Origin of the sequence: Actinomadura sp. 6N118 (genome assembly GCF_044326415.1) — a bacterium.
Lineage (GTDB): Bacteria > Actinomycetota > Actinomycetes > Streptosporangiales > Streptosporangiaceae > Spirillospora.
Map to the genome: position 1 here is coordinate 219,737 of NZ_JBIRAZ010000002.1, position 23,068 is coordinate 242,804.

A 23,068-nucleotide genomic window follows, 5' to 3' on the forward strand; every position below is an offset into this window, starting at 1 on the left:
ACCCAACACCGTGACGCGAACTCTGACAAATGCCCTGACTCAACCTGACCGTTGTCATCCAGGTGCGTGCTGCTGTCCGGTAAGGCGGCTCTCTCCGAGTGGAAGTCGGCACGTCACGCTAACCGCCGCATGTGTCAGGTGCGTGAAGAATGCGGTCGTTGTTGATGGCGTTACCGGCGCGGTGTGGCCACATGCGGACAATTGTCCCAGCATGGGTTTGTGAACGAGCGCGTGCACGGGTGCGTGAACAGTCTCGTAGAAGGGTGGGTGAACGACGGGTGCGTGGACGTCAGCCCTCGGCGGCCAGGTCGACGAGTTCGTCAAGGGCGGCGCGGATGCCGTTGGCGAGGACCTCCAGGTCCGCCATGCCGTCGAAGTCGCCGGTGAGCCCGAACGAGAGCCGCCCCTCGTACGAGAAGATCGCGATGCCGACCCGCAGCCCCGCCGCCAGCGGAACGAACGGGTAGAGCCCGACGAGCTTGCGTCCCAGCACGTACAGTGGGAACGGCGGGCCGGGCACGTTCGTCACCACGGTCTGCACGAGCGGCTGGCTGTGGCTCAGGGCGTACCGCGACCCCAGCGCCATGAGCGTCGGCGCGAACCCGGCGAGCTTGCCGAGCGTCTCGCCGCCCGCCGCCTGGTGGGTGCGCTTCACGTCGTTCATCTGGCTGCGGACCTTGAACAAGCGGCGGCGCGGGTCCTCCTCGCCCGCCGGCAGGTTGACCAGCACCCCGGAGACCTTGTTGGCGAGCTCGCCGCGTTCCGCCTCCGCCCGCACGGACACCGGGACGAGCGTGCGCACCCGCGTGCCGTCCTCAAGCTCGCCTCGCGCGGCGAGCAACTCGCGGAACCCGCCGGCGACCGCGGTCAGGATCACGTCGTTGACGGTGCCGCCGAACGTCTTGCGCACCACCCGGATCTCGTCGAGATCAGCGTGGATCCACATCCAGCGGCGGTGCGGGCCGATCGGGCCGTTGAGCGAGCCGGTGGTGGACTGCGCGAGCCGGCCGATCGCGGTCGGCGCGTCGATGCCGAGGCTGCGCAGGGTGCTCGTGCTCATCAGCCGCCTGGCCGCCTGCGGGATCGCGGCGACCTGCTTCATCGGCTCGGTGACGGCGGTGCGGGCGGTATCGGCGAGCAGTGCGATCGAGGACGGCTGCGGCTCGGGCTCGGGCAGCTCACCTGCCTCTGGCCGCTCGGCGTCAGGGGAGAGGTCGAAGAGTGTGGTCATCAGGTCCACCCCGCCGACCCCGTCAACCACGCAGTGGTGCACCTTGGTGATGAGCGCCCAGCGGCCCTCCGACAGGCCTTCGACCAGCCAGATCTCCCACAGCGGCTTGGCCGTGTCGAGCCGTTGCGACAGCACCCGCCCGGCGAGGTTGCGCAGCTGCTCGGGCTCGCCGGGAGCCGGGACCGCGGTGTGGCGGACGTGGTAGAGGATGTTGAAATGCGGGTCGTCGACCCAGATCGGACGGCCGAGGTGCAGCGGCACGGTCCGGACGCGCTGGCGATAGCGCGGCACCTGCGGGAGCTTGGCGAGGACCGCCCGGATCACCTCCCCGTAGGTCGGGGCCGGTCCCTCGAAGACCGTCACCGACGCGATGTGGAGGGGAGTGTTCTCCGACTCGGCGAAGAAGAATCCAGCGTCCAGGCCGCTCAGCCGCTCCATGCCAGTACCGTCCCGTCGTCAGCGAGCGAGAAGGGGATCGTAGGGGACTTCCCGTCGATGTCCCTCTCAACCGCACACCAGGTGTGATCATCCTGTCAGGAGCTTGTCGGGCGCGGAGTTCGAGCTTTCGGGATCTTCGTTCCGGACGGTCACCGCGAGGGCCAGCAGGGCACCGAGCACGCACAGTGCGGCGGTCACCCAGAACATCTCCTGGTACTGGGTGCGCAGCGCCTCCTTCAGCGCAGCCTGGTAGGCGGTCAGCTTCTGCTTGAAGCCCTCGTCGAACGGCAGCGGCATCTGGAGGTCGGCGGTCAGCGAACGGAAGCGGTAGAAACCCCACGCCGACAGCGCCGAGATCCCCAGCAACATCCCCATCATCCGCGCCACCACGACGGCCGCCGAGGCGACCCCGTGCTGCGCCGCCGGAACGAACCGCAACACGGCCGACGACACCGGCGCGATGACGAGCCCCAGCCCCAGCCCGGTCACGACCAGGTCGGCGTCCATCCGGGGGATCGGCCCGTACGAGGCGTTCTCCAAGTCCGCGGGCCAGCCCGAGATCAGCAGGAACCCCACGGCGGCGACCGCCATCCCGGCGACCATCGGCCAGCGGTCCCCGATCCGCCGGGCCACATAGCCGCCCGCCACCGCCGCGATCGGCAGCGCGACCAGGAACCGGGTCAGCATAAGCGCGCCGTCCACCGAGTCCTTCTCCAGCAGCGTCTGCGCGACCAGCACCACGTCCACCAGCGTGACCATCAGCGCCGCGCCGGAGAGCAGGCTCACGCCCAAGGTCGCGAACAGCGGCCCGCGCCGTACCCCGGTCAGATCGAGCAGCTTGGTCCGCGACCGTGCCTCCCACACCACGAAGCCCACGAGCACGACGAGGCCCGCGCCGACCACCGGCAGACCCCACGGCGGCAGCGCCGACTCCTCCGGCTCGGGGTTATAGAGGCCCCCGACCAGCAGCCCGAGGCCGAGCGCCAGCAGCAGCCCGCCCACCACGTCCACGCGGGCCCGCTCGGCGTTGATGTGTGCTGCATCTCGCGACCGCCCGCCCGGCACCGAGAACTGCACCGCGATCATGGCCACCGCCGTCAGCGGCAGGTTGATCCAGAAGATCCAGCGCCAGTCGTCGAACGCCGCCGCGACACCGACCCCGTACAGCGGGCCGAGCACGCTGCCCAGCTCCTGCGCGGCGCCCACCGTGCCCAGCACCACCGGGCGCTGGCGCTCCTCCCACAGGTCACCGGCCAGCGCCATGGTCACCGGCAGCAACGCGCCGCCCGCAATGCCCTGGATCACCCGTCCCGTCGTCAGCAGCGGCACGCCGCCCGCGTACGCCGTGATGGCCGATCCCAGCGCGAAGAACGCCAGGCAGGCCTGCAACACCGCACGCCGCCCGAACCGGTCTGACAGCTGGCCCAGCAGCGGCATCGCCGCGACGTAGCCCAGCAGGAACCCGGTCAGGACCGGCGTGACCCGCTCCAGCCGGTTGATCGGGATGCCGAGGTCCTGGGTGACCGTGACGATGATCGTGGTGATGACGTACGCGTCCAGCGCGGCCAGCAGCACGACCGTGCCACCCACGCCGATGGCGATCCTGCGGTCGGTCATGGCTTACTTCGGCGCGGCGAACTTGTACGGGGCGTTGAACTCGGTGAAGTTGATGATCACAGAGCCCTTGTCGCCGCCGCCCGCCACCGGCGGGATGTTCGCCTTGACCTTCACCAGCCGGTGGTCGGCCTTGGTGATCCATACCTGGCCGTCGATGTCGGAGGTGATCCCGGGGATCAGGCCGCCGAGCGAGTCCTTGGGCAGCGTCGCCCGCACCCGGTCGGCGTCCTTGCCGTTCACCTTCTCGGCGCCCTCGACCTTGGGGTTGGCCATGGTCGTGAGCAGTTTGGAGATGCCCCGGTTCGGATCGAGCACCGCCGACGGGTCGTACAGCGCCGCCGCCATCGTCTTGGGCACCTGCCGCCAGCCGCCGGTCACGCCCTTGATGTAGATGCTGTCGCCCAGCGCGACGATCTTCATCTCGACCGCCTGGCCGCTCTGCGTGATCTGCAGCGTCCCCTCGGCGTCGCCACTCTTGAGCAGCTTGAGGTCACCGCTCTTGACCATGATCGGCGGCTTGCCCTCGGTGGCGAGGGTGAAGGCCACGCTGCTGAGACCGGCCATCGCCGTGGAGGCCTGCTTGAGGGTGGGCGCCCCGTCGGGCTGGTTGGCGGCAGGCTTGCTTGGCTCGTCGTCTCCGCCCGAGCACGCGCTGACCGCCGTCAGCGCGAAAAGGGCCATTACGAGGGCGACGATCCGGCCGGGGATACTGGACATAGGCGGACCCTACCGACCGGTCACCGCCCACGTCACTCGCCGCCAGGTATGACATCGCCGCCATCCCTGAGGCGGATGCCCGTTTTCGCGGTGGCCTCCGGAAAGACCACGCCGCTATCATGGCCCGCGGCGCGCCCCACACCTGGTCACAGCGATTCACGGGCCGCTCAGGGGGCGGTAGCTCAGCTGGTCAGAGCAGGGGACTCATAATCCCTGGGTCGCGGGTTCGAGTCCCGCCCGCCCTACAGAACGCAGTCTCCGACCTGGGAAACTCCCAGATCATCAGTCCCAAGGCCCGCCCGCCGGGGCCGTGGCGAGGCCGCCCTGGCACGTCGTTGGGCCGGGGCGGCCTCGGGTTCGGGGGAACGCTCGGGTTCGGGGGAACGTCAGCCGCGTGCCGTCACCCGGCGGCGAACCGCGTACCAGCCGAGGGTCAGAGCGAGGGCGATCACCGGGATGGCCATCACGGTGAGCTGGCCGGCGCCCTCGTCGTCCATCGCCATGAGCACCACGACTCCGGCGAAGAACGCCAAGGTGGCGATCTCGGTGAACGGGGAACCGGGAAGCCGGAACGCCGGCCTGGTGAGCAGGCCCTGGTCGGCCCTGCGCACGAAGAGCAGATGGCAGATCATGATCAGGCTCCAGGTGGCGAGGATGGCGATCGCCGACAGGTTCAGCACGATCTCGAACGCGTCCTTGGGCATCCAGGCGTTCAGCCCGACGCCCAGCACGCACACCGCGCCTGTCATGAGGATGCCGCCGTAGGGGACCTGTGACCGGCTCATCGCCGTGGTGAACCTCGGTGCCGAACCGGCCGAGCCCAGGGAACGGAGGATGCGGCCGGTCGAGTAGAGCCCGGAGTTGAGGCTGGACAGCGCGGCGGTGATGACGATCAGGTTCATCACGTCGCCGGCGGCGGGGACGCCGACCTTCGACAACACCGTGACGAACGGGCTCTCGTCGGCCGAGTAGGCGGTCCACGGCAGCAACATCGCCAGCAGGACGATCGAGCCGACGTAGAACACCACGATGCGCCAGATGATGGAGTTGACCGCCTTCGGCACCACGCGCTGCGGGTCCTTGGTCTCGCCCGCCGCGACGCCGACCAGTTCCGTTCCGGCGTACGCGAACACGACGCCCTGCACGACCAGCAACATCGCCATCGCCCCCGCCGGGAAGATCCCGCCGTGGTCGAGCGGCAACATCGGCCCCGACTGGTGTCCGCCGACGTCGGAGCCGGAGACCAGCAGGGCGATGCCGATGAACATGAAGGCCACCAGCGCGGTCACCTTGAAGACCGAGAACCAGAACTCCAGCTCGCCGAAGAGCCGGACCGAGATCATGTTCGTCACCATCACCACGGACAGCGCGATCAGCGCGAGCACCCACTGCGGTATGGCGCTGAACATGTCCCAGTAGTGGATGTAGACCGCGATCGCAGTGATGTCGACGATCCCGGTGGTCGCCCAGTTGAGGAAGTGCATCCAGCCGGCGACGTAGGCGCCCTTCTCGCCCATGAACTCGCGGGCGTACGACACGTGCGCGCCGGAGGACGGGCGGTGCAGGACCAGTTCGCCCAGCGCCCGGACCACCAGGAAGACGAAGAAACCGCAGACCGCGTAGGCGATGAAGAGCGACGGCCCGGCACTGGCCAGCCGCCCACCGGCGCCCAGAAACAGCCCGGTGCCGATGGCGCCGCCGATGGCGATCATGTTCACGTGCCGGGTCTCGAGGGACTTGCGGTAACCCTCGTCGCCCGCGTCGTGCACGTCGCGCGTGTCGCCTCCGGGCCCTATCGGCGGCGGCTCCGTCGTTCCCGGGGGTTCCGCCGTCGCTTGAAGATCGTTGTCGTTCACGCTCTACCGCCTCTCGCCGGGGCCGTCCCGTTCCGGCCGACGCCGGTGAGTCTCAGAGAGATGTAATGCATGTGTCAAGTCGTTGTCGAAAATTCGATTCTGTAATGAATGTTAGATCGCGCCGAGGAATCTCCAACCCTGGCTGAACTCGACCCTCCGGCCGGGCGTAGCTCCGGGCACATCGTCACGCCCAGCACACGTCCGAGAACGGAGGAGCCCGATGCACCGCTCAGGGCCCAGGAGAATCCCACGTCACGCGGCCCGTACCGGTGTGGCCGCACTCGCCCTCGGCCTGGCCGCGGCCTGCTCGCCGGGTGGCGCTGAGGAGTCCGGCAAGGACACGCCGCCCGCCGGCGCGCCCGCGGCGGCGCCCGCCGACCTCGACGGCCTGGCAGCCAAGATCGGCTGCCAGGCGATCACCGGCCGGCGCAACGTGCAGGACCTGCGGCAGGGCACCTGCCGTACCCCGCAGGGCCGCTTCACCATGGTCACCTTCGGCTCCGACCAGGGCCGCGACGCGTGGCTGAAGGAGGCCACCAAGTGGGGTGGCGCTTATCTGGTCGGCTCGCGGTTCGCGGTCGTCGGCACGCCGACGACGCTGGCGCCGGTGAAGGTGAAGGTCGGCGGTGATCTGCGCATGGGCGACTCCCACCACAACTGAACCCCCCACGGCTGAACCCCCCACAACCGAACTCCCACCACAACTGAAAGGAAACGTCATGAGGAAGACCCGCCTGGCGGCGTTCGCGCCCGCGCTCGCGTTCGTCACCGTCCTGGCCGGCCAGGGAACGGCGAGTGCCGAACCCGACGACATCGGCCCGGAGCGCGACGACTTTGTCCGGATCCAGGACGTACGCCCGAACTTCGAGGCGCCCGCCTTCGACGACGACGGCTCACGAGGTCAGTTCGTCTCCGAGTGCGGCCGTAACGAGAACGAGCACTACAACTCTGACAACGTCATCGCCGCGCCCGGCGTGAAGAACGGCGCGCAGCACCTGCACGACTACGTCGGCAACGAGTCCACCGACGGTGACTCCGACGACGAGAGCCTGGAGCGCGCCGACACCACCTGCGATAACGGCGACAAGTCCAGTTACTACTGGCCGGTGCTGCGGCTGCGCGGCGAACGCGACGACACCCCGCAGGCCGACCAGAGCGAGGACGACGGCAACGTCGGCAAGCCGCTCACCCCCGCCTCGGTCACGTTGCGCTTCACCGGCAACACCACCGAGCGTGTCCGGGAGATGCCGCGCTTCCTCCGGATGATCACCGGCGACGCCAAGGCCGAGTCCGGCGACGACGACAAGGCGCGCCCGCAGTGGACCTGCTCCGGCTTCGAGAACCGGCGGACCGACAAGTACCCGCTGTGCCCGCCCGGCAGCCGGGTGACCCGGATCCTGGACTTCCCGAGCTGCTGGGACGGCGAGAACACCGACAGCTCCGACCACCGTTCGCACGTGGTGTTCCCCGGGCGTGACGGCCGCTGTGACGACGACCGGGAGCCGATCGCGCACCTGGAGTTCGTGCTGACCTACAAGGTCCCGCAGGGACGGCTGTTCGCGCTCGACTCGTTCCCGACCGAGAAGCACAGCCCCAAGACCGACCACGGCGACTTCATCAACGTCATGCCCGACGGCCTCATGCGCCGGGCGACCGACTGCGTCAACGAAGGCCAGAACTGCTCTTAACGCACGACCGGAAGGCCGTCAATGAACATCAACCGGGGAATGAACATCAACCGGGGAATCCTCATCGCCGGTACGGTCGTCGCCGCGAGCACGTTCCTCACCGCGTGCGGTGGCGCCGCCGGTCCGGTCAAGAGCACCGGCCCGGCGCAGGCCCCGGTCGCCGCGACGGGGCCGGAGGACCAGCCGGCCCCGCAGGCGTTGCAGAACCCGGAGGCGCGCCCTACAGAGCAACCTCAGGCCGATCAGTCCCGTGCCGAGCGGCCTGCCGCCGGGCAGCCGCCGTCCAGTGCGCGGCAGCGCGCCAACTGGCGGGGCAAGCTGACGCTCACTGCGGCCGACGACGCCGTTCTCGGCCAGATCGTCCAGATCGTTCAGAACGGCAGGGGTTTTACCCTCTACCGTTTCGACAACGACACTGCCAAACCGTCGATGTCGAACTGCGGGGGCGACTGTGCGGAGAAATGGCCGCCGGTCGTGTTCCGCAAGAGCCTCGTGCTCAAGGGCGTGGACAAGGCGCAGGTCGGCCAGATCATGCGCAAGGACGGCATCTGCCAGGCCACGCTGAACGGCTGGCCGCTGTACCGCTTCGCCAAGGACACCGGCCCCGGCGACACCAAGGGGCAGGGCGTCGGCGGCGCATGGTCCGCGATACGTCCTGATAGCACGAAGGCGAACGGTGGCGCGGCCGTGACCGGCTGACGACCGCACGACGCGAAAGAGCCGGGGCACGCGCCCCGGCTCTTTCGTCTGTGGTGGGTCAGGACCGGGTGAGCTCGGCGAGCTTGACCCGGAAGTCGGCGCGGGCGAAAGGACGAGTGAACGCCTTCGGCCCGCCGGGGTAACGGCGGTAACTCTGCATCTTGACCACGTCGCCGGTGCGCGGGGCCACGATCATCATGCCCTTCGCGGGGTCCTGGACGATGCCCATGTGCGTGGGACCACTCGCCCGCATGCTGAAGTAGACCAGGTCGCCCGGGCGCTCGGTCCCGGCCGCGATGCGCACGCCGAACGCGAATTGTTGCTGGGATGTGCGGGGGAGCGTGAACCCGGCGGCCGCGTAGGCCTGCTGGGCGAGGCTGGAACAGTCGCAGTTGCTCGCCGAGCCATAGCGCTTCGCGGCCTTGCAGGTGCCACCGTAGTAGTACGGCGTGCCGAGCTGGGCCTTGGCGAACGAGATGATCTTGGCGCGGGCGGCGGTCCCTGGCTCCGGTGTCTCCGGCTTCCGGGGCTTGGCCGCTGGCTTCCGGGGCTTGGCCGCCGGCTCCGGCCGCTCGGCCCCGGGCCCGATCATCGCCGCGCCGTCGGCGCGCGCGGGCGGCTCTGCGGCCTCCGAAACGGGACGGAACGAAGCCGCCGCCGGATTCGGCGGCGGCTGCTCCGCGCCGGCTCCGACGGCGCTCACACCACAGACCGTGACCACGGCGGCGGCGGGCGCGCCCGCGGCCACCACGGCCAGTCCCTTGCTCAGTTTTCTCACGTCGGCTCCCATCGAATGGTCGGTGAACGGTGAACGACCTTCGATCGAGAGAAACGCGCTAATGGGTGACGCGGTTCACTTATGTGCCATTCCTGAGGGGTATATTCTCACGCAACTGATCATGCTTCCCGCTTGACGAGTTTTCCGTCGGCGCCGACGGTGAACCATTCGCCGTCCACGCCCTGCCCGTCGAGGTCCCCGGGGCCTGAGTCCCCGGCGTAGTAGTAGAGCGGCCAGTCGCCATAGGTGGCCTGGAACGTGCCCTCAGACCGCTGGGTGTGCTTCATCAGGCTCACGTTCAGGCCGCCGTCCGCGGTCACCTTCCCCTTGCTCGCCAGCGCCGGCCAGGTGGCGACGCACTCGCCCGAGCAGGAGCTCGTGCCGGCCTTGTCGTTGACGAACGCGTAGAGAGTCCGTCCGGACTGGTCGGTGATGATCGAGCCCAGTGCGGTCTGGCTGAGCTTGATGCTCGCGGGCCGTTCGGGTGAGGGGGCCGTCTTGTCCGCCGTGCCGCCGTTCCCGCCCCCGCAGGCGGCGAGCCCGGCCATGGCGGCGGCCGCGCCGAGCAGAACGAAACGTGTGCGCATGAGAACTCCTGAAGTCAGCGTTTGGGTTCTGATCCGCTACACGAGGAGCCCCGGCGGAGGGTTCAATCGAATTTATTTATTTTCTCGCGGCGCGGGTCTTGAACCGCTCTCTGAGAACTCCTCGTACACCGGGTCGACACCGCTCAGAAACTTGAAGAAAGCCCACGTAAAGGATGTTGTAATGCGCACGAGCATCACCTCTCTGTCGGTCGCGGCGGTCACGCTGAGTCTTCTCGCCGCCGCCCCGGCGCAGGCGGACGACCAGCAGGCCACCCCGACGGCCACCCCCACAGCCACCCCGGCGACCGGCTCGCCGGCCCCCGACGCAGGCCACGGCACGGGTCACGGTGGCGCGCAGCCGAGCGCGTCCACCGCGCCGCTGCAGCCGCGGGTCTCCGCCGTGCCCCGGCAGCCGCAGGTCCCCGCCGCTCCGCAGCAGCGCAGTCAACAGCGGGTGCAGGGCGCGGCGGTCAACAAGCCCGTGTTCCTGGTGGCCCGCCTGTCGGGCGCGAACGAGGTCCCCGCGTCCGCGGGAGACGCCGACGGCAGCGGCACCGCGATCGTCCGCGTGCAGGGCAACCGGGTGACGTTCGCACTGGACTGGAACGGCATCACCGCGCCGACCCTCGGCCACATCCACCGCGGCAAGGCGGGGGTCAACGGCGACGTCGCCGTCGCGCTGTTCGGCACGGCGATGCCCGCAACCGTGACCCAGGCGGCCGGCGCCGTCACCGTGCCGGACCCGTCCATCGCCGACGGCCTGCGCCTCAACCCTGGCAACTGGTACGTCAACCTGCACACCAAGGAGAACCCGAAGGGCGCGATCCGCGCGCAGCTCTCCCCGCTGGGCAGGCGCGCCGACGTGCTGAAGCTGCTGAAGACCGGCGGGCAGCGCGCCTTCATGTCCGGCGACCAGGAGGTCCCCGTCAAGGACGGCCCCGCCGTCGGCGACCCGGACGGCCGCGCGGTCGCGTTCGTCAGGCCGGTGACCGCCGACAAGGTCCGCTTCTCCATGGCGTGGGTCGGCGTCACGCCGTCTCTCGGGCACATCCACCGCGGCCGGTTCGGCACCAACGGCCCGGTCACCGTGAACCTGTTCACCACCCCGGTGCCCAGCACGATCGTCGCGGTGTCCGGCGTTTCCGCCCCCGCCGACCCGAAGGTCGTCCAGGGCATCGCCGGCAACCCGCGCAACTGGTACGCCAACCTGCACAGCACCGAGTTCCCCGGCGGTGCCGTCCGGGGCCAGCTGAACTGACCCGCTGAAGCGACCCCATGAGCCGAAAGGGCCGGGTGCGGAGAACCCCCTCTCCCGCACCCGGCCCTTTCTCATGCCCTCACGGCCGCGCTCATGCCCTCACGGCGGCGGCCCGGTCGGCGGGGCGTCCGCCCCGCCTCACGCCCGGGTGATCTGGGTCTGGGCGGCGGCGGTCCGGTTCAGCGGCGGCCCGCTGGGAAGCAACTCCAGGACGGCCGGGGGGACCGGGACCGGAGCCACACCCGCGTAGCCGAGCGCGCCCAGGTCGTCGTCGGAGGGGACGGGGAACTTCACGCCGACGTCGGTGATCAGGTAGCGCGTGCCGGTGCGGTTGCCGGGCGCGGGCAGCGACTGGACGAGCGCACCGGTCCCGGACCGGACGAGGACGCTCGCGGCCGTTCGCGGATCCGCGTCGGTGACCGGGACGCCACCTGCCGGGGCGCCGGACGCGGGCACGACGATCTGGACGGTCGCGCCGCGCGGGGATCCGGCCTTGCCCGACGCGCAGACCGGACGGTCGTTCCCGCCCTGCTGCCGGACGGCCGGGGGTACGCCGGGGAGATCCGCACCTGCCAGTGGCGCGTTCGCGAGACTGCCCGCGGCCGCCGCGGGGGCGAGCGGCACCGCGCGGACCGGCCCGCCGCCGTAGGCGGCGGTGCTGACAGGGTCGCCCAGCAGCAGGTCGGCGACGGTTTCACTGACCTGGTGCAGGCCGTCCGCCAGGAGGACGAAGTACTGCTTGGCGGTGCCCGGGTTCTCGGTGACGAAGACCTGGCCCAGCCTGGTCGCACGCCCGCCGAGAACCGGGCCTGGCCGGCCCCGGCCGGGGACGGCCGGAGGAGCCAGGTCGCTCCCGGCGGGCAGGATGTTGATCCACTGGTCCGCGACCCGGAACGCCACCGTGTCGCGGTACCCCAGCGACAGCGGCCCCGCGGCGGTGGCGAAGCGGTACCGGCGCCCCTTCCACAGCAGGTGCTTCTGGCCGTTCCGCGTCTGCACGAGCACGGCCTCGTCGGCTCCGGTGGCCGAGGCGGGGACGGGGACGTTCAGCGTGACCAGGGTCAGGTCGGTGACCGTCCCGGCCGCGCTGGTGCGCGGCGTGGCGCACACCAGCCAGTCCCGCCCCAGCAGCTTGTCGCTCTTGGGCAGCGCGTCGGGCGCGCCCTGGATGCCGACCGGCAGGCCGCGCGGGGTGCCGGCCAGGGTCTTCTCCGACACCGAGATCACCTTGTTGTTCCGGCCCGAGATCAGCCGCCCGGACGCCACGTTCACCACCGGGTGCAGCGCGCCCTTGAGGTAGACGTAGCGGGCCGAGCTCTCCTTCACCGAGATGAGCGAGCCCTCGGCCTTCCAGTCCTTGGACCCTCCTGGCCGGATCAGCCCGTAGATGCCGAAACCGGCGACCACCAGCGCGCCGATGACCCCGCCGATGATCGTCCCGCTGGTGATCCGCTTCATCGGCGGGTCGGGGGTGTCGGGGTCGCCGCTGACGATCGCGGCGTTCAGCCGTCCCACCACGCAGAGGTGGGACTGGACCTGGTCGCGTTTGTTCTGCATCGATCAGTCTCCGAAGGCACGGGCCCAGCCGTACACATGCAGCACGGCGAGCATGAGGATGGGAAGGGCAATCGAGACGGCGGACTCGGCGAGGTCGGCGGCGCGACCCCAGTACGGCAGAAGCCGCTTGCCCGGCATGCGCTGCGCGCCGACCAGCAGCAGCCCGGTCAACGCGACCAGCACCGCCAGGACGGCCGGGAACGTGTGGAGCCGGTCGCCCGTCCAGTGCACGAGGTACAGCCCGATGCCGTAGCACGCGGGGACGACCACGGTCAGCCGCGCCCACGCCCCCGACATCACCCGCGACCGGAGCAGCAGCGCGACGCATACCGCGCCGAGCATCCACGCGGTCTCCCAGCCGCTCTCCCGCAGCAGCAGCGTCATGCAGACGGCGCTGACCGCGCCGATCCCGGAGAACAGCCCGGTCATGTAGTGGTCGGCGACCGCCGCGCGGTCGAGAAGCGCCGAACTGGCGATCGGCTCCAGGTCCTGTTGCAGTTCCTCGGGGGTGCGGGGCAGCACCGGCAGCCGCATCCGCGCCAGCCGGAACGAGGTCGTGGGCACGCTCGGCGCGAGTAGCAGCAGGATCGTGACGATGACGGCGGCCGAACGGGTGCCGTTCAGCCGGGTCCCCACTTCCAGCGCGCCGCCGAGCACACCCACCACACCGACGCTGCCCGCGGTGAGGAACAGCGGACCGGCCGCGCCGACCCCCAGCATCGCCAGGAACGCCGCGCCCGCCACCGACGCCGACATCGCGACCAGCTCCGGCCCGGCCAGGTCGCCGGTGACGCCGGTCACGGCTTCGAGCCGTACGCCCAGCATCCCGGTGAGCGCCGCGAACGGCAGCGCCGCGACCCCGAGCAGGACCCCGGCCGCGGTGTCGGCGAACGCCCGCGACATGCTCGCGGCCGCCGCCAGCAGCCCGATCTCGATCGCCACCGCGCCGGCCGTACGCTGCGCCGGCGGCGCGGGCAACATCAGCACCGCCAGAGCCATCGCCAGCGTCACGCCGGTCAGTCCCAGGAACAACCAGTGCGTGGTCGTGTCCCGCCAGCGGCTGGGCCGCGACCGCACGCCGGTGGACACCCCGTCCACCACGTCGTCGAACTCCAGCACCGGCATCCGCGCGGATCGTGGCCGCAGATACAACGTGTCGCCGTCCAGCAGGCCGAGCGCCGCCGGGGTCAGGTCCTCGTCCAGCGCCTCGTCGCCGAGCCGTTGCAGCACCCATCCGGAGTGCTCGAGCCCCTCCTCGGCGGCGTGCTCGCCGGCCTGCTGCACCAGCACCGGCAGCAGGTCCGCCACCGGAACGTCGGACGGCACCGCGACCTCGATCCAGCCGGACGGTGCGACCACGGTGATCCGGCAGGTCTCACTCGTCATGTTCGCCATGTAGATCTCCTCCGAACCGACCCGGGGCGTCGGCCGTAATTCCGATCGGCCCGCACGGGTCGCGCGTTCGTTCCGGACCTACGGAGTGTTCGCACCCCCAGTTCAACCGTGGTGAGGGAGAACGATGGGCAGAGAAACGATGGGCAGAGAACAATGGGCACGGTGACGGTGCGGCGGTCGCCGCAACGATCGGGTCCCGGCATGCCGGCCGGGGAGATCGTCCTTCAGGAGCCCCCGGCGATCCCCGAGACGCAGGGCGGCGGATGGATCAGCGCGGTCACCTACCTGCCGATGGCGCTGGCGTCCGGCGTGATGATGCTGGTGTTCGTCGGACCGGGCGGCCAGATCATCGGCTACCTCGCGGCGGGCCTGATGGCGATCGCGGGCGTCGGCATGCTCATCGGCATGGCGTTGCGCAACTCCGGCGAACGCAAGCACAAGATGAACGGCGAGCGCCGCGACTACCTGCGCTATCTCTCGCAGGTCCGCCGCCAGGTGCGCAAGAACGCCGATCAGCAGATCCGCGCCGTGCACTGGCGGCACCCGGTGCCGAGGACGTTGTGGTCCGTGGCGCTGTCCACCCGCCTGTGGGAGCGGCGTCCCACCGACGAGGACTTCGGCGAGGTCCGCATCGGCGTCGGCGAGCAGCGGCTCGCCGTGCGGCTGCGCCCGCCGCAGAGCAAGCCGGTGGAGGACCTGGAGCCGCTCTGCGCGAGCGCGCTGCGCCGGTTCATCCGCGCCTACACCACGTTGCAGGACCTGCCCACCGCCGTCTACCTGCGGGCGTTCGCGCGCGTGTTGTTCCGTGGCGACGCCGAGGCCGTGCACGGGTTGGTGCGCGCGATGCTGGCGCAGCTGGTCACCTTCCACTCGCCGGAGGACCTGAGGGTGGCGGTGTGCACGTCGGCCGAACGGCGTGCCGACTGGGACTGGGTGAAGTGGCTGCCGCACGTCCACCATCCCGACGACGTCGACGCGGCGGGCCCGACACGACTGGTCACCGACGGCTGGTCCGAACTTGAGCGGCTGCTCGGTGAGGGCTTCGCCGACCGGCCCAAGTTCGACCCGGCCGCGCGAACCTCGAACGACGAACCGTTCACCGTGATCGTCCTCGACGGCGTGTCGGCACCGCCCGGCGCGCGGATCGCCGACACCGGCTTCCGCAACGTGCTGGTGCTCGACCTGTCGGGCGCGCTGCCCTGGAAGGCCGACCGGATCACCCTCCGGCTGGACGTCACCGAGGAGCGGATCGAGTCGGTCGGGGCCGACCGAGTCGGCCGGGACGTGCCCACCGGGGTCGGCCGCCCCGACACGTTCAGCGTGATCGGCGCGCGGGGGCTCGCCAAGGTCCTCGCCCCGCGGCGCCTCGGCAAGGGCGTCGCCGCCGACGACCCCCTGGCCGTCAACCTGGACCTGCACTCCCTGCTCGGCATCGTCTCCCCCCGCGACTTCGACCCCGCCACCATCTGGGCGGGCCGTTCACCATGGGACCGGCTGCGGGTGCCGATCGGCGTCGCACAGGACGGCACCCCGATCGAGCTGGACATCAAGGAGTCGGCACAGGGCGGCATGGGCCCGCACGGCATGCTGATCGGCGCGACCGGCTCTGGCAAGAGCGAGCTGCTGCGGACCCTGGTGCTCGCGCTCGCCGCCACGCACTCGTCCGAGACGCTCAACTTCGTGCTCGTCGACTTCAAGGGCGGCGCGACCTTCCTCGGACTGGACGAGCTGCCGCACACCTCCGCCGTCATCACCAACCTGGCCGACGAACTGCCGCTGGTGGACCGCATGCAGGACGCGCTGCAGGGCGACTTGGTGCGGAGGCAGGAACTGCTGCGCAGGGCCGGGCACGCGTCCCTGCTCGACTACGAGAAGGCGCGGGTGGCGGGCGTGCCGCTCTCGCCGCTGCCGACCCTGTTCGTGGTGGTGGACGAGTTCAGCGAGATGTTGTCCTCGCGCCGGGAGATGATGGATCTGTTCATCATGATCGGCCGGCTCGGCCGGTCGCTGGGCGTGCACCTGCTGCTGGCCTCCCAGCGCCTCGACGAGGGCCGCATCCACCAGCTGGAGTCGCACCTGTCGTACCGGATCGGGCTGCGCACCTTCTCGGTGGCCGAGAGCCGCAGCGTTCTCGGCGTGCCCGACGCCTACGAGCTGCCGTCCGCGCCCGGCAACGGCTACCTCAAGACGGGCACCGAGGGGCTGATCCGCTTCAAGGCCGCCTACGTCTCCGGCACCTTCCAGGGGCGGGAGCGGGTGCGGCGCGAGGCGGCGGCGGTGCGGCGCCAGATCGTCCCCTACGGCACCGCCTACCTGCCGCCGCCGGAGCAGCCGGCGGAGGAGGAGCCCGAGCGGCCGGAGGGGCAGCCCGCCGACGAGGGCAAGGACACGCTCATGCGGGTGATGCTGGACCGGCTCCGCGGCGCCGGCCCGCCCGCGCACCAGGTGTGGCTGCCGCCGCTGGACGAGCCGCCCACGATCGACGAGCTGCTGCCCGCGCTGGAGCCGGACCCCGATCTCGGGCTCACCACGGTGGGCTGGCCGGGCCGGGGACGGCTCTCGGTGCCGCTGGGCATCGTGGACAAACCGTACGACGGCGTCCGCGACCTGCTCACCGCCGACCTCGCCGGGGGAGAGGGGCACATCGGCGTCGCGGGCGCGCCGCAGAGCGGCAAGAGCACGCTCCTCCGGACGCTCGTGCTGAGCCTCGCCCTCACCCACACCCCGCGCGAGGTCCAGTTCTACTGCCTGGACTTCGGCGGCGGCGCGCTCAACTCCCTGGCCGGGCTGCCGCACCTCGGCACCGTCGCGTCCCGCCTGGACCGCGACCGCGTGATCCGCACCATCGCCGAGATGACCTCGCTGCTGGCGCTGCGCGAGCAGCTGTTCACCCAGCACGGAGTGGAGTCCATGGAGGACTTCCGGCGCCGCCGGGACGAGCCGTGGGCGGCCGCCGACCCGTGCGGCGACGTGTTCCTCATCGTGGACGGCTGGTTCAGCGTCCGGCAGGAGTTCGAGGAGATCGAGAGCGCGCTGTCGGACCTGGCCAACCGGGGCCTGTCGTACGGCATCCACCTGGTCGTGGCCGCCACCCGCTGGTCGGAGATCCGGCCGTGGCTGCGCGACCTGCTGGGCACCCGGTACGAGCTGCACCTGGGCGACGCGATCGAGTCGGAGGTGAACGCCAAGGCGGCGGGCCGGGTGCCGGCGATCCCCGGGCGCGGCCTCACCCGCGACGGACTGCAGTTCCTGGCGGCGGTGCCGCGCATCGATGGCGTCAACTCCGGCGACGATCTGGGCGAGGCGCTGCGCGGCACAGTGCAAGCCGTCGCCGACGAGTGGCACGGGCCGGTCGCGCCCGCCGTACGGATGTTGCCGGACGTGGTGCCCGTGGCCGACATGCCCGCCCCCGAAGGCGACCTGCGCATCGGGATCGGCATCGACCAGACCCACCTCGCGCCGGTCGTGCACGACCTCGAACAGCAGCCGCACCTGATGGTGTGGGGCGAGCCGGAGAGCGGCAAGACCAACGTCCTGCGGCTCGTGGCGCGGGCCGTGGACCGGCACTACGGCGTGGACGAGGCGCGGATCATGCTGGCCGACTTCCGGCGCGGCCTCTACGACGTCGTGCCGCAGGAGCGCAAGCTCGGCTACGCGGTATCGGCCATGGCCCTGGAGAAGCACGTCAGCGATATCGTCGGGTCGTTGCAGCAACGGGTCCCCGGCGCGGACGTCACACCGGAGCGGCTGGCCCGCCGGGACTGGTGGCACGGGCCGCGTCTCTTCCTGCTGGTCGACGACTACGACCTGGTGGGCAGCGGGTTCGACAGCCCGCTCAAGCCGCTGCTCGACCTGCTCCCGCTGGGCACCGAGATCGGGCTGCACGTGATCGTCGCGCGGTCCTCGGCGAACGCGGTGCGCGGCATGATGGACCCGCTGATCCGGCGGCTCTGGGAGATCAACACCCCGGCGCTGCTGCTGTCCACCCCGCGTGACGAGGGCAAGTTCCTCGGCGATGTGAAGTCGCAGAAGCTTCCGCCCGGGCGCGCGCAGTACATCAGCCGCCGCAGGCCCGTCTCGATCGTCCAGACCGCGCTGGTGCCGGTGGACGGAGAGTGAGACAAGGCGAAGGCCCCCGTCGCCGGGGGCCTTCGCCTTGTGCGTGGATCAGCCGGCGGTGCAGAAGCCGCGTCGTTGCAGGCCGTCGATGATGAGAGGCAGCGCCCGGGCGGTGTTGACGCTGTTGCGGACGCCGTCGTGCATCAGGACGACGCCGTCCCGGCGCAGCCCCTTGAGCACGGTCGCGGCTATCTCCTGCGGTGTCCCGCCACGCCAGTCGAACGAGTCGATCGACCATCTGAGCGTGCGCAGCCCGAGCCGTTCGACCTCGGTCTCCACGGTCGCGTTGCTCGCACCGAACGGAGGCCGGAACACCGCGGGCGCGGGCACGCCCGCCGCGGCGACGGCCCGCTGCGTGTCGATCAGCTCCCGCCGGATCTGCTCCGCGGACAGACCGGTCAGGTCGGGGTGGCTCCAGCTGTGGTTCTGGACGTGGTGCCCTTCACGGTGGATGGCGCGAATGGCCGCCGGGTCGGCAGTGGCCTTGGAGCCGGTCACGAAGAAGGTCGCCCGGACGTCGAACCTCTTCAGCACCCGCAACACCTGCCGGGTCTGGACGTCCGGTCCGTCGTCGAAGGTGAGCGCGATCCGGCCGCGCGAGCATCCCTTCGGGACGCGTGAGGGCGTGGTAGAGGGCTTCTTGGAGGGTGTCCCGGCACGCGGCGTGGGCGGCCTCTTGGTGGGCCTCGCGGTGGGTGGCCGCGAGGCGGATGGCTCGGCCGGCCGCTGGACCGGGACCGAGGAAGGCGCGGTGGCCGCCGTGGCGGCCCTGTGGTCGGGGCTCGGGCCCGGTTCGAGCGTGTGGAGCCCGGAGGCGGTGACGGACGCCGCCGCCACGGAGCCGACGGCGATGAAGCACAGCCGACGGCGACGCGTACTTCGCGCGGCCAGTTCGCTGGGGGGAGATGGAGGTATCACTCCACGGAAAACGCGACCCGTCCGAGACGGGTTCACTTCCCGGACGCCGTGGAATGGATCGGCTTCCCGTACCTCGCACGTGCAAGGAATCAGCCGTCATACGCAACGGATGGGGGCGGTGGTGCCGCCCGCGAATGGTTAGAGTCGAAACCGGATTGAAGGTCCCTCCTTGCCTCCGCTGTGGCCGGGAGGGACCTTTTTTCATGAACGTTTTCATGAACGTCGATCCGTCGGGCGCGTTCTCATCGTGCAACAGAGAGAACAGAGGAGGACCCGATGCCTACCCTGACCGATCTGGCCGACGCCCTGTTCGCCTCGGCACTCCAGGAATCGGACCGACCGACCCCCAACGAGGTCCGCAGCGTCGCCGAGCAGACCCTCCGGCGGCACGGGGCCGACTGCCTCTGCCGTGTGGCGCAGGAGGCGGGCGATCATCCTGAGGAATACACGCGCCGCATGCGCTGGGCCCTGCGGGAGGTCGAGGGCGCGTACGGGAAATCCGCTTGAGAAACCTTTCGGTATTCCGATCTCGGCGCGTACTCACGCTCGTGCAACAGAGCAGAGATATGCAACAGAGCAGAGATAACGGCGAAAAATTTCAGGAGAATGCGATGTCCCGCACAGAGGACGCGGTCGTATGAGCCGCGAATGGGAACGGCTCCAGGCCGAGCGCGCCGCGTGGCACCGGCTGCTGGCGCGGATCGCCGGACGGGTGCCCGACGGTGCCCTCGCCCACGCCCGATGGTTGCTCGCCGAGGGCCGTCTCCAGGCCACAGCGGCCACTGTGAGCCGCGAGATCTTCCGGGCCGGGATCGGACTGCCCCGCGAGGACCGGGAGCGGCTGGAACAGGCCATGCTGGAACAGGCCATGACCGACGAGGGCCTGCGGTCGCTGTCGGCCCGCATCCCGGCCGACCCCGCCGACCCGATGCCGCGCCATGTCTTCACCCCGGGACCGCCCGGCGGTTCGGGAAACCGCGCCGAGTACGCCGCGGTCCAAGCGATGCGCGAGGAGCCGGGCGCGATCGGATTGTGGCGCGTATGGCGGCTCCCGCCTCCCGGGAAGACGCTCCCGGTGCCGCGCCGGGTCTTCGTCATCGAAGCCGACGACGCGGTGGACCTGCCCGGCCTCACCCACCGCACGCAGGACCGATTGTCCGCCGCGAGGGAGGTCCAGCCGCAGGTGGAGAGCTATCACACCGGCGAATGGCTGCCCGCCTACCAGCGGTCTGCGCGCGCCAACGGCGAACTGCTATGGGCCCGGGAACCGCACGGCCGGCCCAGGGTCGCTCCCGTCGCTGACGGATTCGCGCTCGACCCGGCCACCCTTGCCGAGCCCTACGCCGACCTGGCCGACGAGGAACGTGACCGGCTTGTCGCCTACCTGGAGGCGGGCGAACCCGTCCTGCTCACGCCCACGCTGATGCTCGACGTCGTGGAGCGGGAACGCGGCCGCGTCGTTCCCATGAGCTACCGCACCGACGGCACATGGGTGTGGAGCGACATGACCACCTACTACTGCCGGGAGCACGGCCTGTGGCCCACCCCGGCGCTGGTCGAGCACATCCGCGCCGCCGGTTACCGGCCCCGCCGCGTCGACGGCGTCGCCCTGTCCCGCGCGCTCGACGCCCTCTACTGGACGGTCGACGCCGATCCGCCCGGCGAGGCTCGGAGGTGAACGTCACGATGGCCATGGCCGCCGGACGCCCCGACGGCGTCGCCGCCCACTTGCCGTCCGGATGGACGGCGGACCCGATCCCCGCGGGGCTGGTGGTGTACGACCGGCCGCCCGGCCCCGCCGTGCGCGCGGAGCTCGAACGTGTCCCGCACGACCCGGACCGGCCGGTGCTGGCCGTGCACGGATCCGGCCGGTCGGTGCTGGAGGCGGCCGGAGCGGCGGTCGAGCCGCTGATCGCCCGTGCCCGTCCCGACCTGGGCGGCGGCCTGCGCCCGGTGCGGCTCCTGCTTCCCGAACTCGGGTCACGGACCGCCCAGCGGCTCGCCGAACGGCACTCGCTGGACCTGGCGGCGACGTCCGGCCTGCTGAAGATCCACCCGCACTCCGTGGTCGCTTGGGGGTTCAGCGAGAACAAGCCCGGCGTGTACTGGCAGTGGCACCGCTACCTGCCCGGCCGCCGGCCCCAGTCCATGGGGGCGATCTACCCGAGCCCCCGCTGGGACACCGCGCTGGCCGGAGCCGGCGACACCATCCCGCTGCATGGACGGGCTCCGGGGCTGGTCGTCGGCCGCGTCGCCGCCGGACTGACGTTGTATCCGGCGGACACGGACGCGGCGGACTTCCTCCGCGGCGCCGGCGGCCTCCAGCCCGACCCGGACCGTCTCACGGTCGCGGTCGCGCCCGCCGTCGATGTGGGCGCCGTGCTGGAGGCCCTCGGCGCTCTCGTCGAGGTGCTCCCCGCCGATGCCGCGCGGGGCCTCCGGCTCGCCTGGCCGGGCGCGATGTCACCCAGCGCCCGCGCCGGACTGGCCGACCTGTGCCGCCGCCTCAGCATCGAGATCGTCGCCCCTGACACCACGCTCTTCCAGGACCCCGAGTCCGGCGCGTTGCTGGCCTGGGGCGCCCGGGGACTGGGCACCTGGCTCAGGCTGACCCCCTCGGGCGGCGCCGAGACGCTCGGTGCGCTGCACCCCGTCCCAGACTGGCAGCCGTCCGTCCGGACCATGCTGATGCGCTACGCCGGAACGGCGATCCTGGAGGAAGTGCCCGCCGGGCTGAGACTGCACCGCCCCTCCGGTCCCACGACCGAACACCTGCTCCCGGCCGTCCCGCCCGATCCCGGACGTGCCACCCTCTTCGTGGACGGGGACGCCGCCAACCCGGCCGATCGCGCCGTTCTCGAAGGCATCATCGAGTCGCTGCCCGAGCCGCTCACCGGAACGTTCCGTCTGATCATGCACCGCGCCGCGGCGGGCGGCCCGCGCGCCTACGGCCAGTGGCTCGCCAACCGGCTCGGCATCCGCGTGACGGTGGCCAACACCTTCTCCGGCGACGAGCCCGGCCACCACGCGGCGTCCATTTCCACCGAGCATCCCACCGCGCAGTGGCTCGATTTCGCCCCGGAACGCCACCCGCTCTTCCCCCCGAACCGTTTCCTTGCGGCCGGCCTACCCGCGCCCGCACCTGCGCCCGCGTCATCACCTGCGCCCGCGCCGGCACCTATGCCCCCGCCGGCACCTGCGCCCCCGCCTAAGCCGGTGCGGGCCGCTGCGGAAGAGGCAGTGCTGCCCCATCCGGAGGATGAGCATGTCGCTGGGCGCAGCATGGCGTTTCGGCCAACGGAAACGGCTGTGACCGTCCCGCCTCCGGTGCCGCCGCCGTTGACCTCGGTCGACATGCAGTTGATCCGTGTGCCGGAGGTCGCGCAGGCCATTGCTCAGGTGCCGGTGACGGTGCCGGAAGAGCCGTCGTCCGAGACAGAGCCCGAGTGGGTACGGATCGTTCTGGAGATCCACCGGGGGTACCGGAGCACTGAAGAGGAACGGCGCCGCTTTCGCGACACGGGCGGAACGACCTGCGAGCGGCACCTTGCCGCCGTGGGCAGGCTGCTCACCGAGCGTCCCGCGCTGCGCGGCGCCCTGTCGGACGAGCCGGGCAGCACGGCCACGATCGACCTGTCGGCGTTGCGCGCCTATCTGAGCGGTGACCTGCCGGATCTCGACGCCGCGCTGCGGTCGGGTGAGCTGGGGGACCTCCGTCCGGAGGCCGCGTGTGCCGTCTCGGGCCTGCGGTACCTGGCGGCCGACAGGGGGCCCGTGTACTTCACAGCCGAGGTGTCCGGCGCCGAGGCCGAGACATACGCGCCCGGGCTGACGCTGCTGGAGCCGGGATTCATACGCGCGACCAGCAGGCCGCCTACGCGAACGGGGGCGACCCTGTTCTCGATCATGTCCCGTACGGCGCGCCGGGTCGGGCCGCTGACCGACGGGGACCCCGGCGGTGTGGTGTTCGCGGCCGGGACACGTTTCACCGTGCTCGCCGTCGACCCGGCGGGGGAGCGCGGGCGGGTGGTCCATCTCGACGAGCGAGTCCGCCCCGACGAGGGCCTGACCGCCATCGACCAGGAACTCCTGGAACGTCTTCGCGATGCCGTCGCCGCACACCCCGACGAGCCGGGTGCGAACGCGCCGAGGGTGGCGGGTATCGCCGTCGGCCTGGCCGGGCCCGGCCGCTGTTACTGCGCCGCCTGAA

General features: G+C 71.0%; 17 protein-coding genes and 1 tRNA gene. 9 read left to right on the forward strand and 9 right to left on the reverse strand.

Features of this window, described 5'->3' with window-relative positions; genetic code table 11:
* Positions 1 to 289: 289 nt before the first annotated feature.
* The 3 genes from ACH34W_RS04930 to ACH34W_RS04940 form a co-directional block, all read right to left on the reverse strand.
* Complete coding sequence (locus tag ACH34W_RS04930) at positions 290 to 1,669, reverse strand: wax ester/triacylglycerol synthase family O-acyltransferase (protein ID WP_395959487.1); 1,380 nt, start codon at positions 1,667 to 1,669, stop codon at positions 290 to 292.
* Positions 1,670 to 1,756: 87 nt separating this feature from the next.
* Positions 1,757 to 3,286: an MFS transporter gene (locus ACH34W_RS04935; protein WP_395959488.1), complete on the reverse strand. Its 1,530-nt coding sequence runs from the start codon at positions 3,284 to 3,286 to the stop codon at positions 1,757 to 1,759.
* A gap of 3 nt (positions 3,287 to 3,289) precedes the next feature.
* Positions 3,290 to 4,003 carry an LppX_LprAFG lipoprotein gene (locus ACH34W_RS04940; RefSeq protein WP_395959489.1) on the reverse strand — a complete coding sequence of 238 codons (714 nt, stop codon included), beginning with the start codon at positions 4,001 to 4,003 and terminating at the stop codon, positions 3,290 to 3,292.
* Between the two features lie 171 nt (positions 4,004 to 4,174).
* Here ACH34W_RS04940 and ACH34W_RS04945 point away from each other — a divergent pair.
* Positions 4,175 to 4,248: transfer RNA gene (locus ACH34W_RS04945), tRNA-Ile, on the forward strand.
* 141 nt (positions 4,249 to 4,389) lie between these two features.
* Here the strand turns inward: ACH34W_RS04945 and ACH34W_RS04950 are convergent.
* Positions 4,390 to 5,859 (reverse strand): amino acid permease, encoded by a 1,470-nt coding sequence (locus ACH34W_RS04950; protein WP_395959490.1) that lies wholly within the window; start codon positions 5,857 to 5,859, stop codon positions 4,390 to 4,392.
* 271 nt (positions 5,860 to 6,130) lie between these two features.
* Here ACH34W_RS04950 and ACH34W_RS04955 point away from each other — a divergent pair, with 271 nt between their 5' ends.
* The 3 genes from ACH34W_RS04955 to ACH34W_RS04965 are packed head-to-tail and all read left to right on the forward strand — an operon-like array spanning position 6,131 to position 8,246.
* Positions 6,131 to 6,520, forward strand: coding sequence for a hypothetical protein (locus ACH34W_RS04955; RefSeq protein ID WP_395959491.1), 390 nt, complete (start codon positions 6,131 to 6,133; stop codon positions 6,518 to 6,520).
* 58 nt (positions 6,521 to 6,578) lie between these two features.
* Positions 6,579 to 7,547 (forward strand): DUF1996 domain-containing protein, encoded by a 969-nt coding sequence (locus ACH34W_RS04960; protein ID WP_395959492.1) that lies wholly within the window; start codon positions 6,579 to 6,581, stop codon positions 7,545 to 7,547.
* 39 nt (positions 7,548 to 7,586) lie between these two features.
* Positions 7,587 to 8,246: a hypothetical protein gene (locus tag ACH34W_RS04965; RefSeq protein ID WP_395959493.1), complete on the forward strand. Its 660-nt coding sequence runs from the start codon at positions 7,587 to 7,589 to the stop codon at positions 8,244 to 8,246.
* A gap of 58 nt (positions 8,247 to 8,304) precedes the next feature.
* Here the strand turns inward: ACH34W_RS04965 and ACH34W_RS04970 are convergent, their stop codons facing one another.
* Together ACH34W_RS04970 and ACH34W_RS04975 are read right to left on the reverse strand one after the other, a co-directional pair.
* Positions 8,305 to 9,024 carry a C40 family peptidase gene (locus ACH34W_RS04970; protein ID WP_395959494.1) on the reverse strand — a complete coding sequence of 240 codons (720 nt, stop codon included), beginning with the start codon at positions 9,022 to 9,024 and terminating at the stop codon, positions 8,305 to 8,307.
* Between the two features lie 119 nt (positions 9,025 to 9,143).
* Entirely contained in the window at positions 9,144 to 9,611 is a 468-nt protein-coding gene (locus ACH34W_RS04975; RefSeq protein ID WP_395959495.1) for a hypothetical protein, read from the reverse strand.
* 181 nt (positions 9,612 to 9,792) lie between these two features.
* On the opposite strand from ACH34W_RS04975, the gene ACH34W_RS04980 reads away from it, so the two are divergent.
* Positions 9,793 to 10,869 (forward strand): CHRD domain-containing protein, encoded by a 1,077-nt coding sequence (locus ACH34W_RS04980; RefSeq protein ID WP_395959496.1) that lies wholly within the window; start codon positions 9,793 to 9,795, stop codon positions 10,867 to 10,869.
* A 138-nt stretch (positions 10,870 to 11,007) separates the two neighbouring features.
* Here the strand turns inward: ACH34W_RS04980 and eccB are convergent, their stop codons facing one another.
* The gene (gene eccB, locus ACH34W_RS04985) at positions 11,008 to 12,426 is read right to left on the reverse strand and encodes a type VII secretion protein EccB (RefSeq protein WP_395959497.1); all 1,419 of its coding nucleotides are present in this window, start codon (positions 12,424 to 12,426) and stop codon (positions 11,008 to 11,010) included.
* Between the two features lie 3 nt (positions 12,427 to 12,429).
* Complete coding sequence (gene eccD / locus ACH34W_RS04990) at positions 12,430 to 13,821, reverse strand: type VII secretion integral membrane protein EccD (RefSeq protein ID WP_395959498.1); 1,392 nt, start codon at positions 13,819 to 13,821, stop codon at positions 12,430 to 12,432.
* A gap of 153 nt (positions 13,822 to 13,974) precedes the next feature.
* On the opposite strand from eccD, the gene eccCa reads away from it, so the two are divergent.
* Positions 13,975 to 17,940 carry a type VII secretion protein EccCa gene (gene eccCa, locus ACH34W_RS04995; RefSeq protein WP_395959499.1) on the forward strand — a complete coding sequence of 1,322 codons (3,966 nt, stop codon included), beginning with the start codon at positions 13,975 to 13,977 and terminating at the stop codon, positions 17,938 to 17,940.
* Positions 17,941 to 17,988: 48 nt separating this feature from the next.
* On the opposite strand, the gene ACH34W_RS05000 is transcribed toward eccCa, so the two are convergent.
* A complete protein-coding gene (locus tag ACH34W_RS05000) occupies positions 17,989 to 18,777 on the reverse strand; it encodes a polysaccharide deacetylase family protein (RefSeq protein ID WP_395959500.1) in 789 nt (262 codons plus the stop codon).
* Between the two features lie 357 nt (positions 18,778 to 19,134).
* Between ACH34W_RS05000 and ACH34W_RS05005 the strand changes: the two genes are divergently transcribed.
* The 3 genes from ACH34W_RS05005 (at position 19,135) to ACH34W_RS05015 (ending at position 23,067) form a co-directional block, all read left to right on the forward strand.
* Entirely contained in the window at positions 19,135 to 19,365 is a 231-nt protein-coding gene (locus tag ACH34W_RS05005; protein ID WP_395959501.1) for a hypothetical protein, read from the forward strand.
* A 130-nt stretch (positions 19,366 to 19,495) separates the two neighbouring features.
* On the forward strand, positions 19,496 to 20,536 hold the full coding sequence (locus ACH34W_RS05010) for a hypothetical protein (protein ID WP_395959502.1): 1,041 nt from the start codon (positions 19,496 to 19,498) through the stop codon (positions 20,534 to 20,536).
* On the forward strand, positions 20,533 to 23,067 hold the full coding sequence (locus ACH34W_RS05015) for a hypothetical protein (RefSeq protein WP_395959503.1): 2,535 nt from the start codon (positions 20,533 to 20,535) through the stop codon (positions 23,065 to 23,067). Before ACH34W_RS05010 ends, ACH34W_RS05015 begins: the two co-directional genes overlap by 4 nt.
* Position 23,068: the final 1 nt, after the last annotated feature.

Bases quoted from the DNA above. Each gene is read 5' to 3' on its own strand.
- ACH34W_RS04930 (WP_395959487.1), bottom strand. From the start codon at position 1,669: ATGGAGCGGCTGAGCGGCCTGGACGCTGGATTCTTCTTCGCCGAGTCG.
- ACH34W_RS04935 (WP_395959488.1), bottom strand. From the start codon at position 3,286: ATGACCGACCGCAGGATCGCCATCGGCGTGGGTGGCACGGTCGTGCTG.
- ACH34W_RS04940 (WP_395959489.1), bottom strand. From the start codon at position 4,003: ATGTCCAGTATCCCCGGCCGGATCGTCGCCCTCGTAATGGCCCTTTTC.
- ACH34W_RS04960 (WP_395959492.1), top strand. From the start codon at position 6,579: ATGAGGAAGACCCGCCTGGCGGCGTTCGCGCCCGCGCTCGCGTTCGTC.
- ACH34W_RS04965 (WP_395959493.1), top strand. From the start codon at position 7,587: ATGAACATCAACCGGGGAATCCTCATCGCCGGTACGGTCGTCGCCGCG.
- ACH34W_RS04975 (WP_395959495.1), bottom strand. From the start codon at position 9,611: ATGCGCACACGTTTCGTTCTGCTCGGCGCGGCCGCCGCCATGGCCGGG.
- ACH34W_RS04980 (WP_395959496.1), top strand. From the start codon at position 9,793: ATGCGCACGAGCATCACCTCTCTGTCGGTCGCGGCGGTCACGCTGAGT.
- eccB (WP_395959497.1), bottom strand. From the start codon at position 12,426: ATGCAGAACAAACGCGACCAGGTCCAGTCCCACCTCTGCGTGGTGGGA.
- eccD (WP_395959498.1), bottom strand. From the start codon at position 13,821: ATGGCGAACATGACGAGTGAGACCTGCCGGATCACCGTGGTCGCACCG.
- eccCa (WP_395959499.1), top strand. From the start codon at position 13,975: ATGGGCACGGTGACGGTGCGGCGGTCGCCGCAACGATCGGGTCCCGGC.
- ACH34W_RS05005 (WP_395959501.1), top strand. From the start codon at position 19,135: ATGCCTACCCTGACCGATCTGGCCGACGCCCTGTTCGCCTCGGCACTC.
- ACH34W_RS05010 (WP_395959502.1), top strand. From the start codon at position 19,496: ATGAGCCGCGAATGGGAACGGCTCCAGGCCGAGCGCGCCGCGTGGCAC.